Raw genomic sequence first — 26,342 nt, 5'->3', positions numbered from 1 at the left:
ATCGATGACAATTTTTATGCTTTCCATCCGTATAATTTAGAATAGTAAAATACTTACCAGATGTAAAGCATTTCGAGTGCTGGGACTATCCCTGTACGGCGATGGCTTGCGAACACGAGAATCATCAGAACTTTAGTAAGGCGTTAACGTCACGGGTGTTAGCGTCACGGCTACCGGTTTCCGCTCGCTTTGCCCGCGCCACCCCAACTAAAACCTGAACCGAACTGCAGCGCCGGCGCCCACTTTAGCGCCCACTTTACGCACACCTGAAAACTCAATACAGCGCCGCCGACCGCAAGCAGAACCGGAATCAGAAAGTCCTGGCTCACCCGCGTAAATTCAAAAACGAGCACCACGGCTGTCATCGGCATCTGCATCGAAGCAGCCAGAAACGACGTCGCGCCGACAACGGCAAAAGCGCCTGAAGAAGTGCCGGGCCAGAACAGGCTCCATGTCCCGCCGAGCACGATCGCCAACAACGCGCCATTCGCAAGCCCCGGTGTCAACAAGCCGCCTTCGGCGCCCGCACGCAAACTACTCGTGGTGATCGCCACCTTCAGCGCCAGCAACATGGCCGCGAGCGTCATCGTCAAGTTGCCGTCGAACGCCAGTCCCGCAGGACCTTTGCCATTGCCTGGCAACTGCGGAAAGTGCATCGCCAGCACGCCGATGATCGCGAAGTTCAACAGCGACAACACCGGCAAACGCCAGTCCCTGGGCGCCGCGGCACGCGCGCGCTTCGTCAGCTCCGTAAAGCCCCATGCCGCGGCACCGAAAATCGGTCCGCACACCGCGGACCAAACGACCAGCGAGGTACTCACCGTCAACGACGGCACCAGATACTGATGCTCATTGCCCAGGCCGAATTGCGCGACCCGTGCCGCCACCGCCGACGTCACCACCGCCGGCACCCATGCCTTCCAGCCAAACGTGCCCAACAGGACTTCGAGCACGAACACCGCGCCGCCGAGCGGCACGTTGTAGACGGCGGCCAGACCCGCGCCGGCACCGCATGCAACCATGATCCGGCTCTGCTCGACCGACAAGCCCGCGCGGTGCGAGAGCCAGCCGGCCAGCACCGAACCGATCTCGCGCGGCGCGACTTCGCGCCCGAGCGGCGAACCGAGCGCCACCGTGACGATCTGCAGCAACGCATGCGCAACGGTGCTCGGCACGGGCATGCGCGGATCGTCGGACTTGACCGCCTGGCGAATACTCACGAGCGGCCTTCCGAAGCGATACAGCAGCCACCAGCCGAGCCCGGCCACCAGTCCGCACATCGTCAGAACGAGCACACGCCGCTCAGGCGTGGCGTCGGTGACACCTTGCAGAAAACTCTCGCTACTGATGACGTGCGTCGCGCTGTAGCCGTAGGCAAGGTGCTGAATGCCATGCAGCAGCAAGGCGAGCAGCATGCCGCCGAGACCGGCGCCGATCCCCGTCAGCAAAGTGACGACGGCGAGTGCCGCAAGTGGACTGCGCGCGCGGGGCCGTTGCGCTGAAGTGATTGATTTGACTGACATGGTGCGTCGACAGAGGCTGAATGAATTGATGGCGGCCATCTTATTCCGCGTCGCAACATGAATCAAATTGCTTTTTCTACTCGACTGATGCGTCGCTTGCATAGATTGAACGCACCGGCCTCCCAACGAAATCGCACTCGGGTGGACCGTCCGGATTGCGGGAGTCCACGACACCTGCATCCGGTGCCGCCAACCTGAATCCCGCGAGTACGGCCTCGACAAACGCTCGACACACGTCAATAAGATTGACCAAATCAGCTCCGTCGGAAGGATAAAAAATATATTACAAATAACAAACAACAAATCAAACATGCTTAATACAACAATTACATTTGGCCGACATACTCCATGCATTGAGATTCGCACTGAAATTCGCTCCAGGGATTAATACGGATAAACGAGGCTTCAACCATGCAGGCGTTTAACACTCGGCGTACACTCGCTCGAAACCCGCACCACGGGTCGCGCGGGGCCGCAGAGCCGCCCGTTGCCGAACACGGGCTATTGGAGACTCAGGAGAACCATCAATGAGCTGGACACGGGAACAGAGAAACGTCACGATCGCCGCCTATCTGGGCTGGACTCTCGACGCATTCGATTTCTTTCTAATGGTGTTCGTGCTGAAAGATATCGCGGCGGAATTCAATACAAAAATCCCGACGGTTGCCTTCGGCATCATGCTGACTCTGATAATGCGTCCAGTCGGCGCATTGATTTTCGGCTGGCTCGCCGACAAGTACGGCCGCCGTCCCACGCTGATGGTCAACATCGCGTGCTTCTCGCTGCTGGAATTGCTGTCCGGCTTTTCGCCCAACCTGACCACCCTGCTCGTGCTGCGCGCGCTGTTCGGTATCGCGATGGGCGGCGAATGGGGTGTGGGCGGCGCACTGACGATGGAAACCGTGCCGCCCAAGTCGCGCGGCATCGTCTCGGGTCTCCTGCAGGCCGGCTATCCGAGCGGCTACCTGCTCGCCTCGGTCGTGTTCGGCGTCTTCTATCAATACATCGGCTGGCGCGGCATGTTCTTCGTCGGCGTGCTGCCCGCGTTGCTCGTGCTGTACGTGCGCGCGCATGTGCCGGAGTCGCCGGCCTTCAAGACGCTCGAGAAGAGAGAGCATCCGGGTCTCGTCGCCACCTTGAAGCAGAACATCGGGCTGTCGCTCTATGCGATCGTGCTGATGACCGCGTTCAACTTCTTCTCGCACGGTTCGCAGGATCTGTATCCGACCTTCCTGCGCGTGCAGCATGGGTTCGACGCGCATACCGTGTCGTGGATCACGATCACGCTGAACATCGGCGCGATTTGCGGCGGTCTGTTCTTCGGCTGGTTCTCGGAGAAGATCGGCCGCAAGCGCGCGATCTTCATCGCCGCCTTGATCGCGTTGCCGGTGTTGCCGCTGTGGGCTTTCTCGTCCACGCCTGTGCTGCTCGCAGCCGGCGCGTTCCTGATGCAGATCTCCGTGCAGGGTGCGTGGGGCGTGATTCCGGTGCACCTGAACGAAATCTCCCCCGATGAAATTCGCGCGACGTTCCCGGGCCTCGTGTACCAGCTCGGCAATCTGATCGCGTCGGTGAACGGCCCGCTGCAGGCGAGCGCCGCCGAGGCACATGGCAACAACTACGCGCTGATCATGGCCATCGTGATCGGTATCGTCGTGGTGGTGATCGCCGCGCTGATTCCGTTCAGCCGCGAGCGCCGCGGCATCGACATGACGCAGTCGGCGAAAGAAGTCGCGGCAAGCACCTAGGGAAATCCATCAGTCCGAAGGAAGTCCCCTCGAGAGATCGCGGCACAGCTTTAAGCGTTCGAACTAAACAGCTATTTCGCCGGCGCGTTATCGTGCACAATAGCTACCAAGGCGGCTTGGACCGCTGTCAAGCAACAAGCGAGCAATACAGGCAGCACTGGCGCGAGGCAAACGCAAAGCGGTAAAGCAGTAAAGCGCGCGCGCAGCCGGCGCCAGAAAACAAACGCAAGGCCAAACACAGGTAGCAAGCAATACGAGGCCGTTCCGATTTCGATCGGAACGGCCTTTTTTATTTCCGCGCGGTTTGACGAACCCGCGCGCATTGGAAAGACGGACCTTCGTCAGGTCTTCTAGAGGAGTTAGTCCACACCGAGCCCTTGATCGCAATCCCCGTCCTTACTTATCCTGAAAAAAACGGCTGTTTCAAATAGTCATTTGAATCGCTTGTTTGCGGGCCGGATGCCCGGCAACTGGGAGACGCAAAATGGCAGTTCGCACAACAGGCCGGCATGCCGGCGACACGAAGTCCCGCATCCTCGACGCCGCCGAAGGGCTCTTTATCGAATGCGGCTACGAGGCCATGTCCCTGCGTCAGATTACTTCGCGTGCCGAAGTGAATCTCGCGGCAGTCAACTATCACTTCGGCAGCAAGGAATCGCTGATTCATTCGATGCTGTCGCGCCGGCTCGACCGGCTCAACCAGGAGCGGCTCAAGCTGCTCGACCGCTTCGACGAAATGCTCGGCGCGCGTCTGACCTGCGAGCACGTGCTCGGCGCCATGTTCATTCCGGCGCTGCGGCTGTCGCGCGATCCGCGCGTCGGCGGCAAGGCGTTTTTGCGTCTGCTGGGGCGCGCTTATACGGATCCGTCGTCGTTTATTCGCGACTTTCTGAATGCGCATTACGAGTCCGTGGCGGTGCGCTTTTTCGATGCGTTCCAGCGCGCGCTGCCGCATCTTCCGCGTGAAGAGCTCGGCTGGCGTCTGCACTTCGCGATCGGCGCGCTATCCGGGGTGCTGGCCGGCACCGATACCGACAGCCTGATTTCGGAGTTCTCGCAGGGCAAGTCGATGAACGACCTGCAACTGATCGCACGTCTCGCCTCGCTGATGGTAGCGGCGCTGAAAGCGCCCTTGCCCGACGGCTCGCAACTGGCCACGTTCGCCGCCGTGCTGGGCGACGCCACCGAAGGCGGCCCGGAAAGCCAGACGGAAGGCGCGGACCCGGCTACGGGTGCGCAGCCGGTGTCATGCGGGCTTGACCCGTCGGCGCCATCGGCTTCGGAGGACGGTGAACAGCACGGTGGCAGTGTTGAGGCGAGTGCGTTTCAGCCCGCGCTGCACGGCACGGCTTGAACCGGATGGCGCGGGCGGCGCTGCCGTCGACCGTCCGCGCGCAAACAATCGCGAATACCGCCTACCTGAGCAGCACGTCTAAGTCCCGCACCTAAGCAACGTCACGCTGTCGAACTATAGAGACGACATGAAAAGCGAAGCAGGCACGACTCGAAAGCTTGCTCGCGAGCGCCTGACAAGCACGCTGAAAAAGCGGCTAAAGCGCCGCCAAAGGCGACGTCAAGGCACCTCGAACGCGTGACGCGGCAGCAACACCGCCAGTTAGAAGACCAATAGAACGCGAGCCGTCCGCGACCCGTGGATGCGTTCGCACGCACCGTCGAAACAGGAGGAAACGTCATGCCGTGGTTCATCCCAGTGCTCGTCATTGCCGCTCTCGCGCTCGTCCATGTTCAGGCGCGCGCCTCATGGTGGCTTGCCTTCATGATCGTCTGGGTGGCAGCCGCGCATGTCAGCGGAGCTGCGGGTCCGGTGGCGACGACGGCGCTCGCGATCGTCTTCGTCCTCCCGGCCCTCGTCCTCGCGATCAAACCGCTGCGCCGTGCGTGGCTCACGAAACCGGTGCTCGACAGTTTCCGCAAGATCCTGCCGGAGATGTCGCCGACCGAGCGCGATGCGATCGAAGCCGGCACCGTCTGGTGGGACACCGAACTGTTCTCCGGGCGCCCGCATTGGGACACGCTGCTAGGCTACGGTCCAGCCACGCTCTCCGCCGAGGAACAGGCGTTTCTCGATGTCGAATGCGAGCATCTGTGCGATCTCGCGAACGACTGGGAAACCACCATGGTGTGGCAGGACCTGTCGCCGGAAACCTGGCAGTACATCAAGGAGCGCGGCTTTCTCGGCATGATCATTCCGAAGCAGTACGGCGGCAAGCAGTTCTCCGCTTACGCGCACTCGCAGGTCATCATGAAGCTCTCCACGCGCTGCTCGGCCGCCGCCGTTTCGGTGATGGTGCCGAACTCGCTCGGCCCGGCCGAGCTGCTGATGCACTACGGCACCGAAGAGCAGAAGAACCACTATCTGCCGCGCCTCGCTCGCGGCGAAGATATCCCCTGCTTCGCGTTGACGAGCCCTTACGCCGGCTCCGATGCGGCCGCGATTCCCGACATCGGCATCGTCTGCAAGGGCACCTTCGAGGGCCGCGAGACGCTGGGTTTTCGCGTCACATGGGACAAGCGCTATATCACGCTCGGGCCGATCGCGACTGTGCTCGGCCTCGCATTCCGCGCGCTCGATCCGGATCATCTGCTCGGCTCGGAGGAGGAGCCCGGCATCACCTGCGCGCTGATTCCAACCGACCATCCGGGCGTCAACATCGGCCGCCGTCACTGGCCGCTGAACGCGGTGTTTCAGAACGGTCCGAACTCGGGCAAGGACGTCTTCATTCCACTCGACTGGGTGATCGGCGGCCGCGCGCAAGTCGGCAACGGCTGGCGCATGCTGATGGAGTGTCTCGCGGCGGGCCGCGCGATTTCGCTGCCGTCGTCGAATGTGGGAATGGCGAAGATCGCCGTGCGCGGCACCGGCGCCTACGCCGCGGTTCGCCGCCAGTTCCGCACCGCCGTCGGCAAGTTCGAGGGCGTGCAGGAAGCGCTCGGCCGCATGGGCGGCAATCTCTACGTGATGGACGCCGCGCGCCGACTGTCCGCGCATGCGGTGGACCTCGGCGAAAAACCGTCGGTGATTTCGGCGATCGCGAAGTATCACATCACCGAGCGCGCCCGCATGGTCATCAACGACGGCATGGATGTGGCCGCCGGCAAGGGCATCTGCATGGGGCCGTCGAACTTTCTCGCGCGTGCCTATCAGCAGGTGCCGATTGCGATCACCGTGGAAGGCGCGAACATTCTCACGCGCTGCCTGATCATCTTCGGGCAGGGAGCGATTCGCTGTCATCCGTATGTGCTAAAGGAAATGGAGGCCACGCGCGAAACGGATCGCCGCAAGGCGCTACGCGATTTCGACGCGGCCTTCTTCGGCCACGTCAGCTTCACGCTCTCCAACGTGGTGCGCAGTTTCGTTTATGGCGTCACGGGCGGCGCGTTTATCGCCAGGCCGCGCACCGCGTATGCGCCGCTAGTGCCGTACTACCGCGCGGCCACGCGCATCTCGACGGCTTTCGCCTTGCTCGCGGACGTCTCCATGCTCGTGCTCGGCGGCGATCTGAAGCGGCGTGAACGCATTTCCGGGCGTCTGGGCGATGTGCTCTCGCAGCTCTACCTGATCTCCGCGACGCTCAAACGTTTCGAGGACGAAGGCCGCCAGGAAGACGATCTGCCGCTGGTGCGCTGGGGCGTCGAAGATTCGCTGTACAAGGCACAACAGGCGCTCGACGGTGTGCTCGCGAACTACCCGAACCGCCTCGCCGCGGGTCTCGTGCGCGCGCTGGCATTCCCATTCGGTCTGCCGCATCGCGAGCCGTCCGATCACCTCGGCAGCGAGATCGCGGAGCTGATGCAAACGCCGGGCGCGGCACGCAACCGCCTCGTGTCCGACTCGTACGTGCCGCATCCGGACGTCGACGCGCTCGGCTACGGCGAGCTCATATTCGAGCTGAACCCGCGCTTCGCGCAGATCGACCTGAAACTGCGCGACGCGGTCAAGCAAGGCCTGCTCGAACCGATGCCGCAAAGCCTGCCGCAACTGGCCGAGTGGACCGAAACGGCGCAACGGAAAGGCCTGATCGATGTCGACGATCGCCGCGTGCTCGACGACTACGCACGATATGGCGGAGAAGTCGTCAAGGTCGACGACTTCCCCGCCGACTTCGATATGCTCGCCAATTTGCAAAAGCGCAAGGATGCGCTCGAAAAAGCGCTGGAGCTCGCGGTCTGAGCACCTTGAAAAAACTTCCAGGCGGGGCTCTCCCGGATGCCCCGAACTAGGTGCACACTGACACACGTCCGACGTCCCCCAGCGGGACTTCCTTCGAGCGTGGCCAGCGGAGCAACGAATAATATGAACGACTCTTATCTGAACTTCGTCAACTCGCCATTCGGCGCACGCCTCGCGCGCTCGTTGGGCTTGCCGAAGCCCGAGGTGCTGCAGCGCTATCGTGCGGACCGGCCCGAGTTCGACGGGCTGATCGCGATCGGCGCGGGCCGCGAACCGCATCTGCTCGACGCGCTCGCGAATCTCGTGACGAGCATCGGCATGACCAGCGTGGCGCATGAAAGCGCCGGGCTGTGGGTGCCGCTCGCCAATCGCCATGGTTTGCTGACGGGCCGTTTCGAGGCGGCGGAGTCCGGCTCGCAAGGCAAGCTCGGCGCCCTGCTGTTCGATGCGAGCGGTATCGAGGACAGCAGCCAGCTCGAACCCTTACACGGATTCTTCCACGACACGTTGCGCTCGCTCGGCAAGTGCGGCCGCATCGTCGTGCTGGGGCGGCCGCCCGAAGCCTGCGCGAGTCCGCGCCAATGGACCGCGCAGCGCGCGCTCGAAGGCCTCACGCGTTCGCTCGGCAAGGAAGCGCGGCGCGGCATTACCGCGAATCTCGTCTACGTGGAGCAAGGTGCCGAGAACGGCATCGAGGCGACCTTCCGATTCTTCCTCTCGCCGCGTTCCGCGTATGTGTCGGGCCAGGTCGTGCGCATCGGCATACGCGCCGGCGCCGCTGCCTCTCCGGCGTTCGACTGGAATCAGCCGCTCGCGGGCCGGCGTGCCGTGGTCACCGGCGCGGCGCGCGGCATCGGCGCATCGATCGCGAGCGTGCTCGCCGCGCAAGGCGCGCACGTGATCGGCATCGACATTCCGTCGGCGCGCGACGCGCTCGATTCGACGATGCGCCAGCTGAACGGCACCGCCCTCGCCTTCGATATCGCCGCGCCCGAAGCGCCCGCGCAGATCGCGGCGGCGCTCGACGAACAGGGCGTGGATATCGTCGTGCACAACGCCGGCATCACGAAGGACAAAACCATCGCGAAGATGACCGATGCCGCGTGGCAAAGCGTCATCGACATCAACCTGTCCGCGCAGGAACGGATCGACGACGCCTTGCTCGCGGCGGGCATTCTGCGCGACGGCGGCCGCATCATCGGCGTGTCGTCGATCAGCGGCATTGCCGGCAATCCCGGCCAGACCAATTACGCGACGTCCAAAGCTGGCGTGATCGGCCGCGTGCAAAGCATGGCGCCGCATCTGCGCGCCCGCGGCATCACGATCAACGCGGTCGCGCCCGGCTTTATCGAAACGCAGATGACCGCGAAGATTCCGCTGACCATCCGCGAGGCGGGCCGCCGGATGAATTCGATGAGCCAGGGCGGCCAGCCGGTGGATGTCGCCCAAACCATCGCGTGGCTCGCCCATCCGGGATCGGCGGGCGTGAGCGGCCAGATCGTGCGCGTGTGCGGGCAAAGCCTGATTGGAGCGTGACCATGCGTGAACCGGGTGATCCGTTCCGGAGCGGTTACGCTGCAAGCGCGGCCCGTCCGAAGACCGTCGTCATCGAGCAGTTGCCCGCGCCGGCGAAGCTGTATGCGCGTGCGTTGTCCGGCATCGTCAAACGCGGGCGCGACACCCACCTGCCGGCGTTGCGGCTCGTGCGCCCTGCCGTGGCCCTCGACCCCGGGCCGATCTGGCGTTATTCGCGGGTTTGCGGCTTCATCCCCGAGCACGGCGTGCCGCTCACGTATCCGCATCTGCTGGCGTTCCCGGTGCATCTGCTGATGCTGACCGACCCGGCGTTTCCCTGGCCGGCGCTCGGTCTCGTGCATCTGGCGAACCACGTGCGGCTGCGCCGGCCGCTCGCTTACAAGGACATGCTGCGCGTCGAGGTCGAATTCGGCGCGCTGCTGCGTCATGACAAAGGCCAGGCGTTCGTGCTGCACACCCGCATGTACCGCCGCGGCGAAGCGGTGTGGGACGGCGACAGTGTCTATCTGAAACGCGGCGTGCCGGCGAGCGGCAGCTCGCTCGATCCGCTGGAACTCGGGCATGACGCGCTGGAACGCATCTCGCGCTGGCAACTGGCGCCGCAACTGGGCCGCGACTACGCGAGCGTGTCCGGCGACTACAACCCGATTCATCTGACCGCGCTGTCGGCGAAAGCATTCGGCTTTCCGCGTGCGATTGCACATGGCATGTGGACGCTGGCGCGCGCCGCTGCCGCCCTGCAACCGCCGAAACCGCTAGCCGAAGCGACGTTGAGCGCCGAATTCAAATTGCCGATGCTGCTGCCGGGCGAGGCGACGCTGTGGAGCGCATCGCCTTCGCTGATCGAGCGCGACATCGAGGTACGCGACATTGCCGGAGAAAAACCGCATTTGCGCGGCCGTATGCAGTGGAAGTTGCTATGAGGCACGCACAGGACAGCGCATGGGTTTTGTCACTGCGAGGCATTGAAGCCGCCTGCAAATCGCTGCTGAGCTTGCACGCACACCAACGCAAGGGAGCCTTGCTTGCCGCTCGCGCCATTCGCACCGTTCGCGCCATTCAATAACCAGGGAACGCCCCAAAGGAGCCAAGCATGTCCAACCCGCTGCCCGCCGTGCGCCGCGTCGCCATCATCGGCGGCAACCGGATTCCGTTTGCCCGCTCGAACACCGCTTACGCGACCGCGTCGAATCAGGACATGCTGACCTTCACGCTGCAAGGCCTGATCGACCGTTACGACCTGCACGGCGAACGTCTTGGCGAAGTGGCGGCCGGCGCCGTCATCAAGCATTCGCGCGATTTCAACCTGACGCGTGAATCCGTGCTGTCCACCACGCTCGCGAAAGAAACACCCGCCTACGACGTGCAGCAGGCCTGCGGCACCGGGCTGGAAGCGGCCATTCTGGTCGCCAACAAGATCGCGCTTGGGCAGATCGAAGTGGGCATCGCGGGCGGCGTCGATACGACGTCCGACGCACCGATCGGCGTCAACGAGCGCATGCGCAAGATATTGCTCGAAGCAAATCGCGGCAGGAGCACCGGCCAACGGGTCAGCGCGCTGAGCAAATTGCGGCCGGGCATGTTTTTCAAGCCACTCTTGCCGCGCAACGGCGAGCCTCGCACCGGGCTTTCGATGGGCGAGCATTGCGAGCTGATGGCCAAACGCTGGAACATCTCGCGCGAAGCGCAGGACGTGCTCGCCTACGACAGTCATCGCAAGCTCACCGAGGCGTATGCACGCGGCTTCGTCAACGATCTGATGACGCCGTACCGTGGCCTTGCACGCGACAACAACCTGCGTTCCGACCTGACGCTCGAGAAGCTTTCCAGCCTGAAGCCGGTATTCGATCGCGACGCGGGCACGCTGACCGCGGGCAATTCGACACCGCTGACGGACGGCGCCTCCGCCGTGCTGCTCGCAAGCGAAGAATGGGCGGCCGAACATGGCCTGCCTGTGCTGGCGTATCTAAGCTGGTCCGAAACCGCCGCCGTCGATTTTTTCGACAGGAAGGAAGGCCTGCTGATGGCGCCCGCCTACGCCGTGCCGCGCATGCTGGCCCGCGCCGGACTCGCCTTGCAGGACTTCGATCTATACGAAATTCACGAAGCCTTCGCCGCGCAGGTGTTGTGTACGCTCGCGGCATGGCAGGATGACGAATATTGCCGCACGCAGCTCGGTTTGCCCGGGCCGCTCGGCACGATCGACCGGGCCAGATTGAATGTGAACGGCAGCTCGCTCGCCACCGGCCATCCGTTTGCCGCCACGGGTGGCCGCATCGTCGCCGGACTCGCGAAAATGCTCGCGCAACTCGACAAGCCGGCCGGCACCGCGCGCGGGCTGATCTCGATCTGCGCGGCGGGCGGCCAGGGCGTGGTGGCGATTCTGGAACGCTGAGACCAACATATAAACCGACGAAGCGACTGCTTCAGGAGACGACCGATGACCCAACCCACGCAAGTCCCGCTCTCGCCCACCGCCGGAGCCACGCCGCTCGCGAACGCGGCGGACCCGGCGCCCAGTCAGGCGGCGAATCGCGCGCCCAACACCGACGGCATCTGGTACACCTCGTATCCCGCGAACGTGCCGCATGAAATCGACGTCAACCAGTACGAGTCGGTCGTGCAGTTCTTCGACGAATGCATCGCGCAGTTTCGCGAGCGCGTCGCGTATGTGAGCGTCGGCGCGAACATGACGTATGGCGAGCTTGGCCGCAAGGCGGCCGCGTTCGCCGCGTACCTGCAAAGCATCGGTGTGAAGCCCGGCGAGCGTGTCGCGATCATGCTGCCGAATACGTTCCAGTATCCGGTGTCGCTGTTCGGCGTGCTCAAGGCAGGCGGCGTGGTAGTCAACGTGAACCCGCTCTACACGGTGCGCGAGCTCGCGCACCAGCTGAAGGACAGCGGCGCGCAAACCATCATCGTGTTCGAGAACTTCGCGAAGACCGTCGAAGACGCGCTGCCCGGCACCAAAATACAGAACGTCATCGTGACCGGTCTCGGCGATCTGCTCGCCGACGGCCTGAATCTGAAGGGCCGTCTGCTGAACTTCATGCTGCGCCATGTGAAGAAGATGGTGCCGGCATACAACCTGCCGAAAGCGGTGCCGCTGCTCGATGCGCTCTCGACCGGTTACACGCGGCCGCTGACGCCCGTGCGCCCCACGCACAACGACATCGCCTTCCTGCAATATACCGGCGGCACCACGGGCGTGGCCAAAGGCGCGATGCTCACGCACAGGAACATCATCGCCAACCTGCTGCAGGCGAAGGTCTGGTCCGAGGGGCAGTTGAGCGGCGACATCGAAACGGTGCTCACGCCGTTGCCGCTCTATCACATCTATTCGCTGACGGTGAACGCGCTGATCTTCATGGGCCTCGGCGGACGCAACATCCTGATTGCCAATCCGCGCGACATGAAGCGCGTGATGATGATCATCCGTCACGAGAAATTTACCGGTATCACAGCGGTCAATACGCTCTACAACGCGTTCCTCGACAACGAGGAGTTCTGCAAGCGCGATTTCTCGAACCTGAAACTCGCGATGGCCGGTGGCATGGCCACGCAGAAGTCGGTCGCCGATCGCTTCAAGGCGGTCACCGGCAAGCCGATCATCGAAGGCTATGGGCTGACCGAGTGCTCGCCGATCGTGTCGATGAATCCGGTGGACCTGACCAATCTGCGCGACTTCGAAGGCTCGATCGGTTTGCCCGCGCCGTCCACGCAAGTCCGCTTCAGGAAAGACGACGGCTCGTGGGCAAACATCGGTGAAGCGGGCGAGCTGTGCGTGAAGGGTCCGCAGGTCATGAAAGGCTACTGGAATCGCCCGGAAGAAACCGCCAAGGTGATCGACGACGACGGCTGGCTCGCCACCGGCGACATCGGCGTGATGGATTCGCGCGGCTTCATCCGCCTGATCGACCGCAAGAAGGACATGATTCTGGTGTCGGGCTTCAACGTCTATCCAAACGAAGTCGAAGACGTGATCGCGGCGCTTCCGGACGTGCGCGAAGTCGCCGCAATCGGCGTGCCCGACGCGGCGCAGGGTGAGCGCGTGAAGGTGTTCATCGTCAAGCGCAATCCGTCGCTGACCGCGGAACAGGTGATCGCCCACTGCCGCAAGAACCTCACGGGGTACAAGGTGCCGAAGCTCGTCGAGTTCCGCGACGAGCTGCCGCAAACCAACGTCGGCAAGATTCTGCGCCGCGCGCTGCGCGACGAGGAACTCGCGAAGCAAAAACCTGCCTGACAGGCAAGGCGCCCGACCCCGCGCCTTGCGTCATCCTTTCGGAGAGATTGATGAAGCACAGCATGTCCGCACGCTCACGCCGTTTGTGTCGCTCGTGCCGTTTGTGTCGCTCGGGCCAATCGGATAGCTCGAGACGCGCGCCGGCTTTCATGCGCCTCGCCCGATTTTCGTCGGAGAGCGCTGCGTTCAGCGCGTCCCTCGCCGCTTCATGGCGTGCGGCTTCGTCACGGTCACGGAGACTTCTGATCGGCGCGCTGGTGGCAGGCGTCGCCGCGCTGGCCACACCGGCGGCGTTCGCCCAGAACGACGACGCGCCGCCCGCGCTCGACACCGCCAGCGCGGTCAAGGCGCCCACCACGCCGTCCTCGCAGGTTGGCAAGCTCACGCTCGATCAGCAGGTCAAGTGGCTGCGCGCGGCACAACAGAGCGGCGCCATGGAAAAGCTCGACGACGCGCACCTGGTCGCCCTGTTCCAGTCGCTCGATCCGCTTGCACTGCCGCGCTACATCAAGGAAGGGCCGAACGGCTTTCCGTCATACGAGTTCACCATGTCGCGCTCCGAACGCATTCACGGGCAGTGGCCCGACAAGCCCGATCACATGCTGGTGCGCATCGCTCACGATCCGCTGCGAATCTACGCAAAGTGGCTGCCCGACGGCGCGCACGCCGACCAGGAAGTCATCTACGACGAGTCCAAACGCACCGACGAAATGTTCGGCCACCTCGGCGGCATCATGAACGTGATGCCGGTGTGGACCTCGTTGAACGGCGCGCTCGCCCGTGCGCAATCGAACCATCAGGTGCGCGATCTCGGCACCGAGTACATTGCCAATCAGTACCTCTCTGAAGGCAGGAAATATATCCAGGCCGGCTTGCCGCGCTCGACCCAGGTGGAAGTCAAGACGATCGACGGCGTGCGTGTAGTCGCCTTCACCTTCGAAACGCCGAACGGCCAGCCGCAGTTCTATGCGAAGAAAGAAACGCTCGGACTGGATCTGCGGCATCCGTATTTCCGCACCGTCGAGTCTTATGACAACGACGGCAAGATCTTCGAGAAGATCGTCTTCGAAAGCATCGCGCCGAAGACGTTCGACGACGCGACCTTCGATCCGAAAAACAAGGCTTACAGGTTCTAGCGGACAACGCGCGGCGTGAGTGCGAAGGCGACATGCGCGATAGGCCCCGCGCCCTGCTCGTGGCTGTGCTCGACCAGGCGGCCTACGCGAGTGGCAAGCTCCCTGAGCACGAAGTAATCGGATGCGCGCGTGAGTCCGATCAACGACGCCGGCGTTTGCACCGGCGCCTGCCTGAGACGCGGCGCAAGTGTCGTGTACCAGAGCGTGCCGATGTCGTCGCCGGTTTCGAAGACGGGCAGCTTCATGTGCGCGACGTAGTCGGCGAATGCGGGGCCGCCCGTGAGCGTCGAATCGATCACGGCGAGCGTGTCGCCGCGAGCGGCTGCATCGGCGAGCCACGGCCACGCACCACCTGCCACGGTGGAAAGCCATGCACCGGTCATCATGAAAGCGCGTCGGTCCATTGTTCGCTCACACCGTCAAATCACGAATGTCTTGCACGGCATTCGCTTCGGTCATACATCGCGTCCGTCAGGTACGGTACCCGCACCACGCATGTCACGCGCGTCACGCACGTCACACACCACGCACGCCATTCGCCTCATTCGCGCGCTTCACGTATAACCCCGCCGGTCGCGCCACGCTGCCGGCCAGATGCCCTGCTTGCCCGGCGCGAGAATGCCGTTCGGGTCGAGGGCGTCCTTGATCGTTTCCGAGAGCCGCAACAGCGCGCCGTCGTTGAAACTGTACTGCGCCGCGGCGAAATCCATATACGCGAGATGCGCGCGATATTCGCCGTAACCCGCCGCGCGCGCATCGCTCATCAGCGAGCGCAGCAAAGCACCGGCCTGCTCGACCTGATTCGCGTCGTCGCGGTCGAAAATCGCCGCGAAGATGTGATGCAGATGACGCACGCCCGCCGTAAAGCCACCGTAGTAGTCGAAGCCGTATTCCGCCGCGCGCGCCTTGACCATCGTGTATTGACGCAGCGCGTCGCGCCCGGTCGCCGGGCACACCGGCGCGAAATCCACATGCGCGCCCGCGCCGCCGCGCCAGTCGAGCATGCGGAACGCGCTCATCGCCGGGATGCCGGCCTGATTGCGATCGCCGCCCGCGGTGGGCTGCGCGTCACCCGCATAGCGCGCCGCCGAAAGTTTCGCCTTCGGCACGCGGGCAAACGCACGCTGCACGATCGCATAGCGCGCGTCGATCAATTCAGGCGTCCCGTATAGCGCAAAATGAAGATTCCAGCGGCCCACATTCAGCTTGTCGAGCATCGCCGCCACTGCGCTTTCGGGCATCGCACCCTTGCCTTCGTACCATTGCTGACGGGCCGACAGTCCCGCGGCCCGGCGCAAACCGCCTTCGATCACTGCGTTGTTGCGGATCGTTTCATCGAGCCGCAACGGCCGCAAGAGCTCGACGATCGCTTCGAGATCCTCTTCGTGCCGGAACTGGATTTCGCCGAGCAGATACGCGGGGGGCGCGGGCATCAGCCAGACGCCGAGCTTGGTCACGATACCGTAGTTCGACTGCATGAACATCGCATCGAAGGAAGGCCCATAGCCCGGCTGATACAGCTGCCACGCTGTGCCGATCTCGATCCCGCCCATTCCCGTGCGCAGCACGTCGCCGTTGGCGAGCACCACTTCCATGCCGCACTGCGCCGCCGCGTGATCGCCGTACGCGGTATAGCCGAAGCCGCGCTCGAGCGTATTGCCGACCACGCTGCCCCAACCCGCCGCGGGCGGATCAACCCAGAGTTTGTAGCCTTTTTCGCGCAGATGCGCGTGGAGATCGAAGTAGCTGACGCCCGGTTCGACCAGCGCGTAGGCGAGCGTCTCGTTCACTTCGATGATGCGATTCATCCGCTGCAGATCGAGCACCACGGAACCCGCCAGCCTCGGCGCGGCGCCACCGTATGCAAAGTTGCGTCCGGTCGAGACTGTCCACAACGGAATGCGAAATTGATTGGCAATCCGCAGCACGGCGCGAATCTCGTCGACCGACGCGGGCAGCAGTGCGGCCGAGGCGGAGAACGCTTCGCGCTCGCCGGGCGCGAACGGATCGAGGTACGCGGCGAGCCCGGCGGCCGAAGTCACCACCTGCGATTCGCCAACGATCGCGCGCCAGCCGGCGAGCGCGCGATCGAACCCGGCGGCGGAAACTTTCGGAGGCAAGCTGCGCGTCAAGGCATCTCCTTTGCGGCGATAGGTCCGTGCGGGGGCAAGCTAGCGGCGCATCCCGCCACCACCGTGCGACATGCCGCCCCACATGTGCGTCGACGCGCCCCCATGCCAGCCGCCTCGCCCACCCATGCCAATCGACCCGTGCATGGGACGCACATGATCCATGTGATGAAAATGATGAAAGCGGTCGACGAAAACGAACGACACGCCGGTGAACACCACCGGCGGCCCCCAATACCATGGATCGTAGTAATACACCGGCGCCGGCGCCAAGGCCAGCGCGGCGGCATCGTCTTCGACGATCTGCCAGCTGCCGTCGGGCTGCAGGCACGCTCGGCCGCTGACCTGCTGCATGACGCCGTCGATTTCCGCCTGACCCACGACGAAGCGGCAGGTCGACGTGTCAGTCGGCGGCGCACTCGCGTCCGATTGCGCTTCGACCGGCGCCGCGTAAGCGGCGCACAGGCACAGACACGCTACGCCGGAACGCAGCCCCGTGCCGAACTGATGAAAAGTAAGCATGATTTCGCTGCCTCGACGCGCCGGCGTTGCGACTCGCAAAAAGCGTATCGACACCGTGAAGACCCCGTCGGTTTGCCTTGCACGAGACCGCGCCGTCGCAACGCGCTTGCAAGGCGGGACAGCACGATCCTGCAACAGGTAAACGACGCGCCGCGCAACGCTATTCCGGCGCCGCGCACGGGCGCACGGGCGTTTCTGTTACCAGGTGTTGCAGAGGAATCCGAGGCCCGGCGGGTTTGCCTGGCCCACGTGCTGGCCGTGCGTTCAGCGCTATTGCCAGGCCTCCGGCTTGCCGCCTAGCGCGCTGCACACTTCGATGGCAATCGAGCGCAGCTTGTCTTCCGCGATCGGCCCGGACAATGCGTAGCCCATGCGGTCGCTGACCCAGTAGAAGGTCCGGCGGTTACCGTCGCGGAACAGGCGGAACGCGGTTTCGTCGCGAGAAATGCCAGTGATGTACAGCGTGAGGCGCGCGCCGTTGGGATTCTCGTACATGAACTGGGCGGCCGGCCCTGCTTCGCCGGGCAACAAACGCCCGCCCACCAGCGAATAACCGTATTCCTGCAATGACGGCACCGACAGCGGCCGGTTCAGGCGCTTCGATAGCCAGTTGATCAGATGCTCTTCCTCGTTCGCGGCGACTTCCACCGGATGCCGCCGCTCAGGCGTGTACACCGCATACGCGATATCGGCGCGCTCGGCGAAGCTCGGCGGCCGGCCGCCCAGACCGTCCCAGGCGCCCCCCGTCAGACGCGGGGCGAGCGGACCCAAGGCGAGCGCGAGGCCCGCGCCGGCCGCGAGCCAGCACGCCGCGAGGCCGACGCGTTGCCACCGCGGCGTCGGCCGCCGCACCACGATGAAGGCCGGCTCGTCGTCCGCGGCGCGCTGTCCAACGCTCCCGTTGCGCTCGTTGCGCTCATCGTGCTCGCTACGCTGCGGCGCACCACAGAGCGCCTGCAGCGCCGTTTTCTGCGCGCGCCATGCGGCCAGTTTCGCGGCAGCCTCCGGCTGCTGCGCCAGTTGCGCCTCGACCGCGGTGCGCTCCGCAAGCGGCAATTCGCCGTCGACAAACGCCGACAGCGCTCGCAGATCGAGCCCCTCAGGCAAACTGGAATCGTGGTCGTCATTCATCACGGATTTCTCACTACTTTCAGCGGCGGAACCTTACGCGCCAACCCCACGGCGCCCCCTTCGACCGGCCCCTCCGTCATCAGCACGCGCATGTGTTCCCGCGCGCGCGACAGCCGCGACATCACTGTGCCGATCGGCACGCCGAGCGCTTTCGACGCTTCCTGATAAGACAGTTCCTCCACGCAAACGAGCAGCAGCACTTCCCGCTGCTCGACCGGCAGGCAATACAGCGCCCGCTGCAGATCGCGCAACACCAGACCGTCGACCTCGCCATGCGGCGCTTCGAGATTGCGCCACGGCGCGCTTTCATCGTCGACGGCGATCTCGCGGCGGCCGCGCAACTGATCGATGTAAAGATGCCGCAGGATCGTCAGGAGCCACGCGCGCAGGTTGCTGTTCGGACGGAACGCCGACCAGCGCGCGAGCGCGCGCTCCGCCGTATCCTGCACGAGGTCGTCGGCCCAGGCGCGGTCACCCGTCAGTGCGCGCGCGTAGCGGCGCAACTGAGGGAGCCACGAAATCACTTCCGCTTCGAAATTCACCCGGCGTGGCAACGCTCAGTAGCCGCCGCCGCTGCCCGTGTTGCCGCTGGTGCCCGAGGCGCTGTTGTCGGTTGCGGAGGTGCAGCCGCTCGTTGCGAGCGAGCCTAGCGCGAGCGCCAGCAGCACGAAGGCGGCGGACAGAATGCGGGATACTTTCATGGTAAGTCTCCTGATGAGCGCCCCGGACGGCGCTTGCGAGCCGGAACCCGATCGGCCGCGTGCGATATGCAGCGCTGCCATGTCTGAATTAACGTGAACGGCCCGAGATTTATTCCACGTGCGGCACCGGCGCGCCCCATCTTTTTCCGCCACCCCGATCGGGCGCGCCCGAATGGGGCTGCAGAAGGCGCTATTCTTCGGCAGATTCGTAACTCAACGTTACAGCTAATAGTTATCGGATGCTTATGTGCGCGCAAGCCGTTATAGTGGACGCAGTTCGCCCGCTGACGCGTTCCGCCCCCACACAGGGTAGAATCGCGGCGAACAACCGTCTTTCTAACCTGAATTGTCCATGGCTTCCGCAGAATCGCATCCGCAAAACGACTTCATGAACGCTGCGCGCAAAGAACGAAAGCGCGTCGAGATCTATCTTGTCAACGGCATTCGCCTGACAGGGTGCATCGAGTCGTTCGATCAGTATCTGGTGATGCTGCGCACGCCTGTCGGCCTGCAAGGCATTTACAAGCGCGCGATCTCGACGATCCAGCTCGACACCGGCACCCGTCCGGCGCCGCGCGCCGGGGGGCGGCCTTCGCACGGCGAACACACCACGCGTGGCCCGCACGGCTCGCGTGAACCGCGCGATCACCGGGAGCCGCGTGAACCGCGCGAGTCGTATGGCGCGCCGTCTTCGGATCGCCCTGCGCCCGATCGCAGCAGCAGCACGTCCGACGGTCCGGTGGTCGTAACACGCCGCCGGCGTCTGTTCGGCACGGGTGGCGGCGACGGCGGCAACCATGGCGGCGGCAATCATGGTGGTAACGGCGGCGCCAGCGGCGGCAACGAATAAAGCGGCTGCGCCGCAGCGGCTCGCCTACTCCGACGGATAGCCGAGCCGCTGCAGAATCTTCTCCAATCGCATCACCTGCAAGTCCGTCAGCTCGAATCCGCATTTGACCGCCAGCACGCGGCGGCGCCAGTACACGGCGTCCAGCATGCGCAGCGCCGGTTGCCGTGTTGCCCAATCCAGATGTTCCAGTTCGGCTTCCACCACGTGTGACGCATTGAAGCGCTGCGCGCGCGCCGGTTTTTTTCGGTCCATGTCGTTCGCTGCCTTGTTGTTCGCTGCTTCTGTTTGCTCCCCTCCCGAGCTGGACGTTGCCCGTTCACGGTATGCCGTGCGGTTTGCCGGCCTGTGCGGCCGATGGATGCTTTTCTTGTCAGGCGACACTCGGAGAACGACTTGATGCGGGTTGGTTTTAAGTTTTGTTTTTTTGCTTGTTGGGATCTGGGCTGGTGTTTTTTGGGGTCTGGTTTTTTGGAGTCGGGGTTTTGGCTTTGAAGGACATGCTTACGGCGCGAGGGCTTAGGTCGTTCAGCTGATGCTCGCCTTGGGTCGCTTTGCACTATGCTGAATTGTCGACCCTCTTCTTCTAATGGAGCGTGTCATGACCAAGCAGAAGCAACTTGCACCTCATCGCAACAAAGCGGCGCAGCCGCCCGCCGCGTCCGCGGAAAGCCGCCTCGATGAGGCTCTCGAAGAAAGCTTTCCCGCTAGCGATCCGATCGCAGTCGATCTGAGTGAGCCGCGGCACTCGCCAAGGGATGAGACGCGTTCGGCTCAGAAGAAGCGGCATCATTAGGGGTGTGCTTTTTTTTGTGTTGCGGGGCGCGTGGTGGGTGGGGCGCTTGCTTGTTAGGTTAGGGTGCCTTTCCTTGCATTGTTTGTGGTCTATTAGCGTTCGCCCCTGTGCGGGGCAGGCACTTACTTTCTTTGCCGCCCCGCAAAGAAAGATAAGCAAAGAAAGCGGCTCACACCGATCTTGCTAAGCGGGAACCGTGGCCTGCAAGCGGTAGTGGCTCCGTGGAATCCGTGCTCGCGCTCCTGCATGCGCTTGTGACAAAGGACTCATCAGCTCCCACTCCGCACTACGTGCGTCGCGGACGGGTCTGCATGGGAAACCAGGTGCGGGATGTCTGCTCGTGTGGTGATGCTTCGGAAACGAGGCTTTCTGCTGCGGGGTCTACTGCGGGGATTGGTGACTTGCGCTACTAAACGGGTTGTACGGCCGGGTTGTACGCCAGGCCTGTACGTTCGCGTTGTATGTTCGGCTTGTACGTTCAATGGGGTGGGCGGCGCTGTTAAAGCCGCCTTGCCCGCCCATCTTCCGGTCGTCGCGCTCAGTGCGACGGCAGGCCGGTTTCCAGTTGACGCTGCAGTTCGCGAACCTGGCGTTGCGCGGCGCGCAGCTGGTCTTGTGCGGCAGCCTTCTGCTGCGCCAGCGCCGTTGCCTCGGCTCGGGTCTGCTGCTGCTGATTCGCAACAATCGTCTGCTGCTGATGCGCAACGTCAAGGTCGGCCTGCAAGCGGTTGGCACGGTCCTGCGACAACGCGATCATGCGCTCCGTGAACGCCTTCTGCGCCTCCAGCTGTGTGCGGCGAATCTCGACGTCCGACAGTTGCAGCGTCTGACGCACAAAATCCTTATAGATCATGTCCGCACGCGTGGCGTCCTGCGTCTTGATAACGCGCCAGAAGTTCTTTTGCTGGAACAACGCCACGTAGTACGTCATCTCCTTGCCATAAAACAGCAAGCTCGCGCCGTAACTGCCGTTGTACGTCGTGCGCAATTCGCTCAGATCCGAGCCCCGGATCATCTGCTGCAATTCCGCCACATTCCCCGCTGCAGACTGCTTGGCTTCGTCCGGCGTCAACGCACTTGTCTGCGCCTGTCCAGCCACTGAATTGGCCGGCAAGGCGGTCGGCGCGCCCGGCTGGGAAACGACGCCAGCACTCGACCCGTTATCCGCCAGAGCTTGCGCGTTCACGCCCTGCACCGCCCCCATTGCGATGACTGCTGCCAGGGCAATCCGCCGTAGTTTCGACTTTCGGTCCATGTAAATCCTGCTTGAACAGATTTTGTTTTAGTACAACCGTCTCATTATTACTCACTTTCGCGTGTTTCGGGCTCTTCGTCAAAAATTTGATACTTACGCATCTTCTCCCACAAAACCTTGCGGCTGATCCCCAGATAAAGGGCCGTGTCCTGGCGGCGCCAACCGTTTGCGTCGAGCGCGGCCAGCACGCGGTTGCGCTCGGCCATGTCCCATTTGCTGCGATCCACCAGCACCTCGGCGGCGCTCTCGGCCGGCACCGGCTGGCTGGTGCGCGCAAGCGCGAGCAGCCGCTGCAGGCGCGCCGCGTCCCACGCGCCGATCTGACGCACCGTCACGCCGATCCGCTCGGCCAGGTTGCGCAGTTCGCGCACATTGCCGGGGAAGTAAGTGTCGGCCACCGCGTCGGCCAGCCAGTACGGCAGGTCCGGCAACGCGGAAAGACGCTCGCTGCCGACGACCTGCGCAATGAACGCCTTGAAGATCGCAATCTTGTCGACCGCGCCGCGCTCTTCGAGGGACGGAATCTTCAGCTCGATCACTGCAAGCCGATAGTAAAGATCGGCGCGGAAGGTGCCGTCCTTGACCAGTTGCGGCAAATGCTTGTTGGTCGCCGCCACCAGCCGGAAGTCGAGCTTCACCGGCGTGGCCGAACCGATGCGCGTGACCGCGCTGTCTTCGAGCACGCGCAGTAGCTTGACCTGCTGGTAGAGCGGCAGATCGCCGATTTCGTCGAGGAACAGCGTGCCACCGTCGGCCTGTTCGAAGTAACCCTTGTGCGCGACCACCGCGCCCGTAAACGAGCCTTTCGAGTGACCGAAGAACAGCGATTCGAACAGACCGTCCGGAATCGCACCGCAGTTCACCGCGACGAACGGCCCCTGGCCGTAGCGGGTATGTTTTTCGTGCAGCAGTTGCGCGATGCGCTCCTTGCCGACCCCGGTTTCGCCGTGCACCAGCACGCTCGTGTCGCAGTCGGCGAACGTGTCGACTTCGTGCAGCAGCGCCTGCATGCACTCCGAGTTGGCGATCATCGCATCCGACTCGTGCGTCTTGGCGCTGTGCGCGCGCAATTGCAGCACCAGCTTCATCACCATGCCGCGCAATTCGGCGCAGGTGAAGTCGAGCGGCAGGATGTGCGAATAGTCGGACGGGTAAGTCGCCGGATCATGGTCGCGCGGCGCGGCGCCGACCCACACGACGGGAATGCCGTGGGCGGCCTGCCAGTCGCGCATGAGCAGCGCGCCGCTGTCGATCACCGACACGCTGATGATCGCGAGCGATGGCCGCAGCGCCGTCCGTTCAGGCGAGATCGCGATATCGTCCGCGCGGATCACTTCGACGTCGAAGCTCGCCATGCAGCGCGCGACCCGGTCGACGATGTCGGCCTTGCCTTCCCAGACGTAGATATCGAGTTCCTCGATTTTGGTGTTGGTTCTCATCTTGTCTTGGTTACGCTAGTTGACCAGTTGCGAGACGCCGCATGTCAGCGACAGGTCGTGAATTGTGCTGACGCCAATCTGCGCGCCGAGAAGTTGCAGCACGGGAACAAGGAGCGTGTCGAGGCCGGCAAGCGCGGGCGCTAGCACGTTACCGAGAAGCGTAACGATAGGCGACACGATCGAGCCTAGCGGCAGGCTCAAACCACCGAGCAGCGTAACGGTCAACGCGTTCGGCTTTGCCAGTTGAGCGCCAAGGCCTGACAACGCATTGGAAATGACACCGCCGACATTGTTCGAATTGGTAGATTGATATTCGTTATCGACGACACCGTCGAAAGTAAGCGAGGCGGTCTGCGGATTCACCGCAGAAACCGATGCCACACCAGTAACAGTCGCCACGTTCAATACGTTCACAAGGGTGGCGGGCTTCTTGCAGCTAAACGCCTTCGACGCGGACAGATTGTTCGGCGGATCGCCGACACAAACATTCGCGAGCCCCGTCTGAACGCCAATCACCGATTGACTGGCCTGACTTGTCGATGCGCACCGTGTCGAGCTTAGTCCCGCTTGCCCCGGCGCCACCTCGAGGTAAATCGGCAGATTGACATTGATTGGGAGCAGCGCACCGAGGAAGCCGAGCGGCAACGAAGCCGTCCCCAGATTCAGATTCAGGTACGCCCGCACCTGCGCGGAGCGTGCTGTCGTGACCCATGCTGTCGAGTCGCCGGCTGCCGTGCCTGCTTCACCGACCGCCAGCACCGGCGGCTGGATGATCTGCAACTGCAAGGTGGTGCTGAGTCCAGGCAGATTCAGGCCCGCCGCAATGTTGATAGGCGGCTGTCCCTTCCTGGCGATTTCAGCAGACACAATCAACGCATCCAGTGGACTGATCGTTGCATCGAGCGCAGCCTGCGTATTGGCCAGACCGAGCGATAACAGGCCTGATGCCGAAGAACTGTCGCCAATGTTGAACCCACCTGGCACGTTGGCGCTCACCACTGTCTGCAGCGCACCGATGGTGGAGCTCAGATTGGCATTGACAACCGACGTCTGCTGCAACGCGGACACCATCAGATTGGCAAGGCTGCTCACCGTGACCGGAAGCGCGAGCAATCCATCGACCGTGCCCGCATTGGCCGCTACCACAAGATCGCGCACCTTGACCCGCGCGGTCGCCAGGCCGCAGTACGACACCGCGTCCAGTTGCAGGTTGATGCCGAGCAGACCGCCGAGTACGTTGTTCAGAGTACTGGCTGAGGCCGTGCATCCGTTACTGCCCACTGAAATCAGCGAAGTGCCGATCGTAAATACGCCGATGTTCGTCGCTTTCGCTGTCGCCGATGCTTGCAGGTTGCGCGCCGGCCCAAGAAAAAAGTACGGGACCGATTCTCCGACGGTCACATTCACCGCGTTGATCGGCGAACCCGTCCCGTCGGTCGGGGGAGTAGTCAACGTCGTGCTGGTCGCCGTGTCCCATCTGCCGCACGACACCGTAACGGTGCCGGTGGTCGGCAAACCATTGGTCGTCGCGTTTTGTGTTGCCGCCGCGGTCGCCGCGGAGCAACCACCGGCGCTGTTGACCAGTTGCACGCCCGCCATCGCCGCCAGGTCCGCCGTGCTCTGCAACTGCCTGCGCACGAAAAACACATTGCCGATATCGATCGCGCCGAGCGCCGCGATCGCAATGCTCAGCCAGATCACCGCCAGAACCGCGACCGCGCCATGCTGGCGGCGCCCGCCAGGCATCGACGCGCCGCCGCGCCGCGCGCGAAGCGAGCGCGGATAGCCAGCGGCCACGGTAAAGGTCGAAGGTTTGCGCATGTCAGTTCGAACCGACGCCAGGGCCCGTCCCACCGGTTACGCCCATCGCGCCGCCGTTACCGCCACCGTTGCCGGCATTCAGCGCCGACCCGTACAGATCGGGAATCTTGCTCTTGAACGATTCCATGTACCGCCGGTAGGCAAGCCCGGCTTCGGCGCCGAGCATCGGCAGCGCGGGCGCGGCTTCCGCGTTGCTGCTTTGCAGGTCGAGCCAGGCGCGGGTCGAGTGACCCACTTCGCTTGCCCGGACCAGCGGCTGCGTGGCCTCTGCCGGCTGAGCGGCGTCGCTTGTCTGCGCAACCGCTGAAGCCGCCATGCCAATCGCCGCGCCCAAGCACAGCACTCGCAGCACCGATGCCGCCCAGCCCCGATTCGTTGTTCTTTTATGCATCTCGATTCCCCTGATTGCCTGATCGGGCACCGCGCGCTCACTGCGCGAAACGCTGCAATAAGCGCGGTGCCGGTTCGATACCCTGCGCGCTCGCGACCGTGCCGGTGCCTGCACCGGCCTGCCCGAGCTGTTGTTGTGATTGCGCCTGAGTCCCGCGCGCTTGCGAGCGTCCTGCCGCGGCCACCTTCGCCGCATCGCTGCGAATCGCCGCACGCACGTCCGGCGTGAACTTCTGCTGATTCATCACCGCCAGCGCCTCTGCCTGGTCGCCGTTGGCGAGCAGATAAAGCACCATGTTGCTGACGATCTTCGGATTGTTCTGATCGAGTTCGGCCGCCTTCATCAACGGCACGCGCGCGCCGTTCACATCGCCATCGCGCAGCTTCGCGTAGCCGAGATCCGACAGGGTCGCCGCATCGGTCGGCGCGAGTTGCGCGGCCTGCTGCAATTCCTGCGCGGCGCGCGCAAAGTCGCCGGCCGCGCCGGCGATCAGACCAAGCCCGCGATAGCCACGCATGGCGAGCGGCGTCTTCAGCAACTGGCCGTACGTGGTCGCTGCGGCGGCGGGCTGATCGGTCATCCGCAACGCGTCGGCGCGCAGCAAAATCGTGTCGGGACTCACACCGTATTGCTTTTCGTACGCGTCGATATGCGCGAGCGAGGCGAAGTAAAGTCCCTGCGACTGCATCTGGTCGATCAGTCCGAGATACATGCCGGGCGTGTCCGGCGCGGGATCGCGATTGGCTTGCTGGGCCATCGCCGCACGTTCGGCCTGCGGCCCGACGCCGTAACCCGCGACGTCTTTGGACGCGCACGCGCCAAGCAGGAAAAACGCCGCCAGTGCCACGCCGCAGCGTGCGGCACGGCGCGCGCTTTCGGCCGGGCGCGTCAGAGGTTCGAACGATAGACAGTGAGCCATTGCCAGATCC

23 protein-coding genes are annotated in these 26,342 nt (G+C 63.6%); 10 read left to right on the top strand and 13 right to left on the bottom strand.

The genetic code is table 11. From position 1 onward, the window contains the following. Positions 1–170 precede the first annotated feature (170 nt). Complete coding sequence (locus DSC91_RS32785; RefSeq protein ID WP_115783590.1) at positions 171–1,523, bottom strand: chloride channel protein; 1,353 nt, start codon at positions 1,521–1,523, stop codon at positions 171–173. Between the two features lie 527 nt (positions 1,524–2,050). Here DSC91_RS32785 and DSC91_RS32780 point away from each other — a divergent pair. The 8 genes from DSC91_RS32780 to DSC91_RS32745 all read left to right on the top strand — a co-directional run bounded on the left by DSC91_RS32780 (position 2,051) and on the right by DSC91_RS32745 (position 14,381). Next, positions 2,051–3,271, top strand: coding sequence for an MFS transporter (locus tag DSC91_RS32780; RefSeq protein WP_115782659.1), 1,221 nt, complete (start codon positions 2,051–2,053; stop codon positions 3,269–3,271). A 484-nt stretch (positions 3,272–3,755) separates the two neighbouring features. Next, positions 3,756–4,625, top strand: coding sequence for a TetR/AcrR family transcriptional regulator (locus tag DSC91_RS32775; RefSeq protein ID WP_115782658.1), 870 nt, complete (start codon positions 3,756–3,758; stop codon positions 4,623–4,625). A 339-nt stretch (positions 4,626–4,964) separates the two neighbouring features. Then, a complete protein-coding gene (locus tag DSC91_RS32770) occupies positions 4,965–7,463 on the top strand; it encodes an acyl-CoA dehydrogenase (RefSeq protein WP_115782657.1) in 2,499 nt (832 codons plus the stop codon). A gap of 123 nt (positions 7,464–7,586) precedes the next feature. After that, positions 7,587–8,999, top strand: a complete 1,413-nt coding sequence (locus DSC91_RS32765; protein ID WP_115782656.1) for a 3-oxoacyl-ACP reductase — start codon at positions 7,587–7,589, stop codon at positions 8,997–8,999. Positions 9,000–9,001: 2 nt separating this feature from the next. Beyond that, positions 9,002–9,922 carry a MaoC/PaaZ C-terminal domain-containing protein gene (locus DSC91_RS32760; RefSeq protein WP_115782655.1) on the top strand — a complete coding sequence of 307 codons (921 nt, stop codon included), beginning with the start codon at positions 9,002–9,004 and terminating at the stop codon, positions 9,920–9,922. A gap of 170 nt (positions 9,923–10,092) precedes the next feature. Then, positions 10,093–11,394 (top strand): acetyl-CoA C-acetyltransferase, encoded by a 1,302-nt coding sequence (locus DSC91_RS32755; protein ID WP_115782654.1) that lies wholly within the window; start codon positions 10,093–10,095, stop codon positions 11,392–11,394. Between the two features lie 45 nt (positions 11,395–11,439). Further along, entirely contained in the window at positions 11,440–13,245 is a 1,806-nt protein-coding gene (locus DSC91_RS32750; RefSeq protein WP_115782653.1) for an AMP-binding protein, read from the top strand. A 149-nt stretch (positions 13,246–13,394) separates the two neighbouring features. Beyond that, the gene (locus tag DSC91_RS32745; protein ID WP_115782652.1) at positions 13,395–14,381 is read left to right on the top strand and encodes a DUF1571 domain-containing protein; all 987 of its coding nucleotides are present in this window, start codon (positions 13,395–13,397) and stop codon (positions 14,379–14,381) included. Here DSC91_RS32745 and DSC91_RS32740 read toward each other — a convergent pair. The 6 genes from DSC91_RS32740 to DSC91_RS37970 form a co-directional block, all read right to left on the bottom strand. Beyond that, positions 14,378–14,785 carry a hypothetical protein gene (locus DSC91_RS32740; protein ID WP_115782651.1) on the bottom strand — a complete coding sequence of 136 codons (408 nt, stop codon included), beginning with the start codon at positions 14,783–14,785 and terminating at the stop codon, positions 14,378–14,380. The genes DSC91_RS32745 and DSC91_RS32740 overlap by 4 nt on opposite strands. A gap of 150 nt (positions 14,786–14,935) precedes the next feature. After that, the gene (locus DSC91_RS32735) at positions 14,936–16,513 is read right to left on the bottom strand and encodes an FAD-binding oxidoreductase (protein WP_115782650.1); all 1,578 of its coding nucleotides are present in this window, start codon (positions 16,511–16,513) and stop codon (positions 14,936–14,938) included. Positions 16,514–16,552: 39 nt separating this feature from the next. Further along, positions 16,553–17,032, bottom strand: coding sequence for a hypothetical protein (locus tag DSC91_RS32730; protein ID WP_115782649.1), 480 nt, complete (start codon positions 17,030–17,032; stop codon positions 16,553–16,555). 270 nt (positions 17,033–17,302) lie between these two features. Further along, a complete protein-coding gene (locus tag DSC91_RS32725) occupies positions 17,303–18,166 on the bottom strand; it encodes an anti-sigma factor (RefSeq protein WP_115782648.1) in 864 nt (287 codons plus the stop codon). Continuing rightward, positions 18,163–18,705 carry an RNA polymerase sigma factor gene (locus tag DSC91_RS32720; RefSeq protein ID WP_115782647.1) on the bottom strand — a complete coding sequence of 181 codons (543 nt, stop codon included), beginning with the start codon at positions 18,703–18,705 and terminating at the stop codon, positions 18,163–18,165. Before DSC91_RS32720 ends, DSC91_RS32725 begins: the two co-directional genes overlap by 4 nt. A 15-nt stretch (positions 18,706–18,720) precedes the next feature. Next, entirely contained in the window at positions 18,721–18,864 is a 144-nt protein-coding gene (locus tag DSC91_RS37970; protein WP_167470535.1) for a hypothetical protein, read from the bottom strand. Positions 18,865–19,216: 352 nt separating this feature from the next. Here DSC91_RS37970 and hfq point away from each other — a divergent pair, with 352 nt between their 5' ends. Beyond that, positions 19,217–19,714, top strand: coding sequence for an RNA chaperone Hfq (gene hfq / locus DSC91_RS32715; RefSeq protein ID WP_115782646.1), 498 nt, complete (start codon positions 19,217–19,219; stop codon positions 19,712–19,714). A 24-nt stretch (positions 19,715–19,738) separates the two neighbouring features. On the opposite strand, the gene DSC91_RS32710 is transcribed toward hfq, so the two are convergent. Then, a complete protein-coding gene (locus DSC91_RS32710; RefSeq protein ID WP_115782645.1) occupies positions 19,739–19,966 on the bottom strand; it encodes a hypothetical protein in 228 nt (75 codons plus the stop codon). A 346-nt stretch (positions 19,967–20,312) separates the two neighbouring features. On the opposite strand from DSC91_RS32710, the gene DSC91_RS32705 reads away from it, so the two are divergent. Then, positions 20,313–20,507, top strand: a complete 195-nt coding sequence (locus DSC91_RS32705; protein ID WP_115782644.1) for a hypothetical protein — start codon at positions 20,313–20,315, stop codon at positions 20,505–20,507. 538 nt (positions 20,508–21,045) lie between these two features. On the opposite strand, the gene DSC91_RS32700 is transcribed toward DSC91_RS32705, so the two are convergent. Genes DSC91_RS32700 through DSC91_RS32680 form a run of 5 tightly spaced genes read right to left on the bottom strand, consistent with a single transcriptional unit; the run spans position 21,046 to position 26,332 of the window. After that, positions 21,046–21,762 (bottom strand): DUF2968 domain-containing protein, encoded by a 717-nt coding sequence (locus DSC91_RS32700; RefSeq protein WP_115782643.1) that lies wholly within the window; start codon positions 21,760–21,762, stop codon positions 21,046–21,048. A gap of 47 nt (positions 21,763–21,809) precedes the next feature. Next, positions 21,810–23,201 carry a sigma 54-interacting transcriptional regulator gene (locus DSC91_RS32695; protein WP_115782642.1) on the bottom strand — a complete coding sequence of 464 codons (1,392 nt, stop codon included), beginning with the start codon at positions 23,199–23,201 and terminating at the stop codon, positions 21,810–21,812. Positions 23,202–23,216: 15 nt separating this feature from the next. Further along, positions 23,217–25,022: a TadG family pilus assembly protein gene (locus tag DSC91_RS32690; RefSeq protein WP_115782641.1), complete on the bottom strand. Its 1,806-nt coding sequence runs from the start codon at positions 25,020–25,022 to the stop codon at positions 23,217–23,219. Position 25,023: 1 nt separating this feature from the next. Then, positions 25,024–25,413, bottom strand: coding sequence for a DUF3613 domain-containing protein (locus DSC91_RS32685; protein ID WP_373291814.1), 390 nt, complete (start codon positions 25,411–25,413; stop codon positions 25,024–25,026). Positions 25,414–25,450: 37 nt separating this feature from the next. After that, a complete protein-coding gene (locus tag DSC91_RS32680) occupies positions 25,451–26,332 on the bottom strand; it encodes a tetratricopeptide repeat protein (RefSeq protein WP_229758112.1) in 882 nt (293 codons plus the stop codon). Positions 26,333–26,342 lie beyond the last annotated feature (10 nt).

The sequence above is a fragment of the Paraburkholderia caffeinilytica genome, assembly GCF_003368325.1.
Classification (GTDB): Bacteria; Pseudomonadota; Gammaproteobacteria; order Burkholderiales; family Burkholderiaceae; genus Paraburkholderia; species Paraburkholderia caffeinilytica.
The sequence above is the reverse complement of the archived record's forward strand: the minus strand, read 5'-3'. Positions and strand labels throughout refer to the sequence as shown.

Excerpts from the sequence above, each read along its gene's own strand:
- DSC91_RS32745 (WP_115782652.1), top strand. The coding sequence starts at position 13,395 with ATGCGCCTCGCCCGATTTTCGTCGGAGAGCGCTGCGTTCAGCGCGTCC.
- DSC91_RS37970 (WP_167470535.1), bottom strand. The coding sequence starts at position 18,864 with ATGAAAGTATCCCGCATTCTGTCCGCCGCCTTCGTGCTGCTGGCGCTC.
- DSC91_RS32680 (WP_229758112.1), bottom strand. The coding sequence starts at position 26,332 with ATGGCTCACTGTCTATCGTTCGAACCTCTGACGCGCCCGGCCGAAAGC.
- DSC91_RS32730 (WP_115782649.1), bottom strand. The coding sequence starts at position 17,032 with ATGCTTACTTTTCATCAGTTCGGCACGGGGCTGCGTTCCGGCGTAGCG.
- DSC91_RS32710 (WP_115782645.1), bottom strand. The coding sequence starts at position 19,966 with ATGGACCGAAAAAAACCGGCGCGCGCGCAGCGCTTCAATGCGTCACAC.
- DSC91_RS32750 (WP_115782653.1), top strand. The coding sequence starts at position 11,440 with ATGACCCAACCCACGCAAGTCCCGCTCTCGCCCACCGCCGGAGCCACG.
- DSC91_RS32690 (WP_115782641.1), bottom strand. The coding sequence starts at position 25,022 with ATGCGCAAACCTTCGACCTTTACCGTGGCCGCTGGCTATCCGCGCTCG.
- DSC91_RS32695 (WP_115782642.1), bottom strand. The coding sequence starts at position 23,201 with ATGAGAACCAACACCAAAATCGAGGAACTCGATATCTACGTCTGGGAA.
- DSC91_RS32785 (WP_115783590.1), bottom strand. The coding sequence starts at position 1,523 with ATGTCAGTCAAATCAATCACTTCAGCGCAACGGCCCCGCGCGCGCAGT.
- DSC91_RS32775 (WP_115782658.1), top strand. The coding sequence starts at position 3,756 with ATGGCAGTTCGCACAACAGGCCGGCATGCCGGCGACACGAAGTCCCGC.
- DSC91_RS32760 (WP_115782655.1), top strand. The coding sequence starts at position 9,002 with ATGCGTGAACCGGGTGATCCGTTCCGGAGCGGTTACGCTGCAAGCGCG.
- DSC91_RS32685 (WP_373291814.1), bottom strand. The coding sequence starts at position 25,413 with ATGCATAAAAGAACAACGAATCGGGGCTGGGCGGCATCGGTGCTGCGA.
- DSC91_RS32780 (WP_115782659.1), top strand. The coding sequence starts at position 2,051 with ATGAGCTGGACACGGGAACAGAGAAACGTCACGATCGCCGCCTATCTG.
- DSC91_RS32755 (WP_115782654.1), top strand. The coding sequence starts at position 10,093 with ATGTCCAACCCGCTGCCCGCCGTGCGCCGCGTCGCCATCATCGGCGGC.
- DSC91_RS32770 (WP_115782657.1), top strand. The coding sequence starts at position 4,965 with ATGCCGTGGTTCATCCCAGTGCTCGTCATTGCCGCTCTCGCGCTCGTC.
- DSC91_RS32740 (WP_115782651.1), bottom strand. The coding sequence starts at position 14,785 with ATGGACCGACGCGCTTTCATGATGACCGGTGCATGGCTTTCCACCGTG.
- hfq (WP_115782646.1), top strand. The coding sequence starts at position 19,217 with ATGGCTTCCGCAGAATCGCATCCGCAAAACGACTTCATGAACGCTGCG.
- DSC91_RS32705 (WP_115782644.1), top strand. The coding sequence starts at position 20,313 with ATGACCAAGCAGAAGCAACTTGCACCTCATCGCAACAAAGCGGCGCAG.
- DSC91_RS32700 (WP_115782643.1), bottom strand. The coding sequence starts at position 21,762 with ATGGACCGAAAGTCGAAACTACGGCGGATTGCCCTGGCAGCAGTCATC.
- DSC91_RS32765 (WP_115782656.1), top strand. The coding sequence starts at position 7,587 with ATGAACGACTCTTATCTGAACTTCGTCAACTCGCCATTCGGCGCACGC.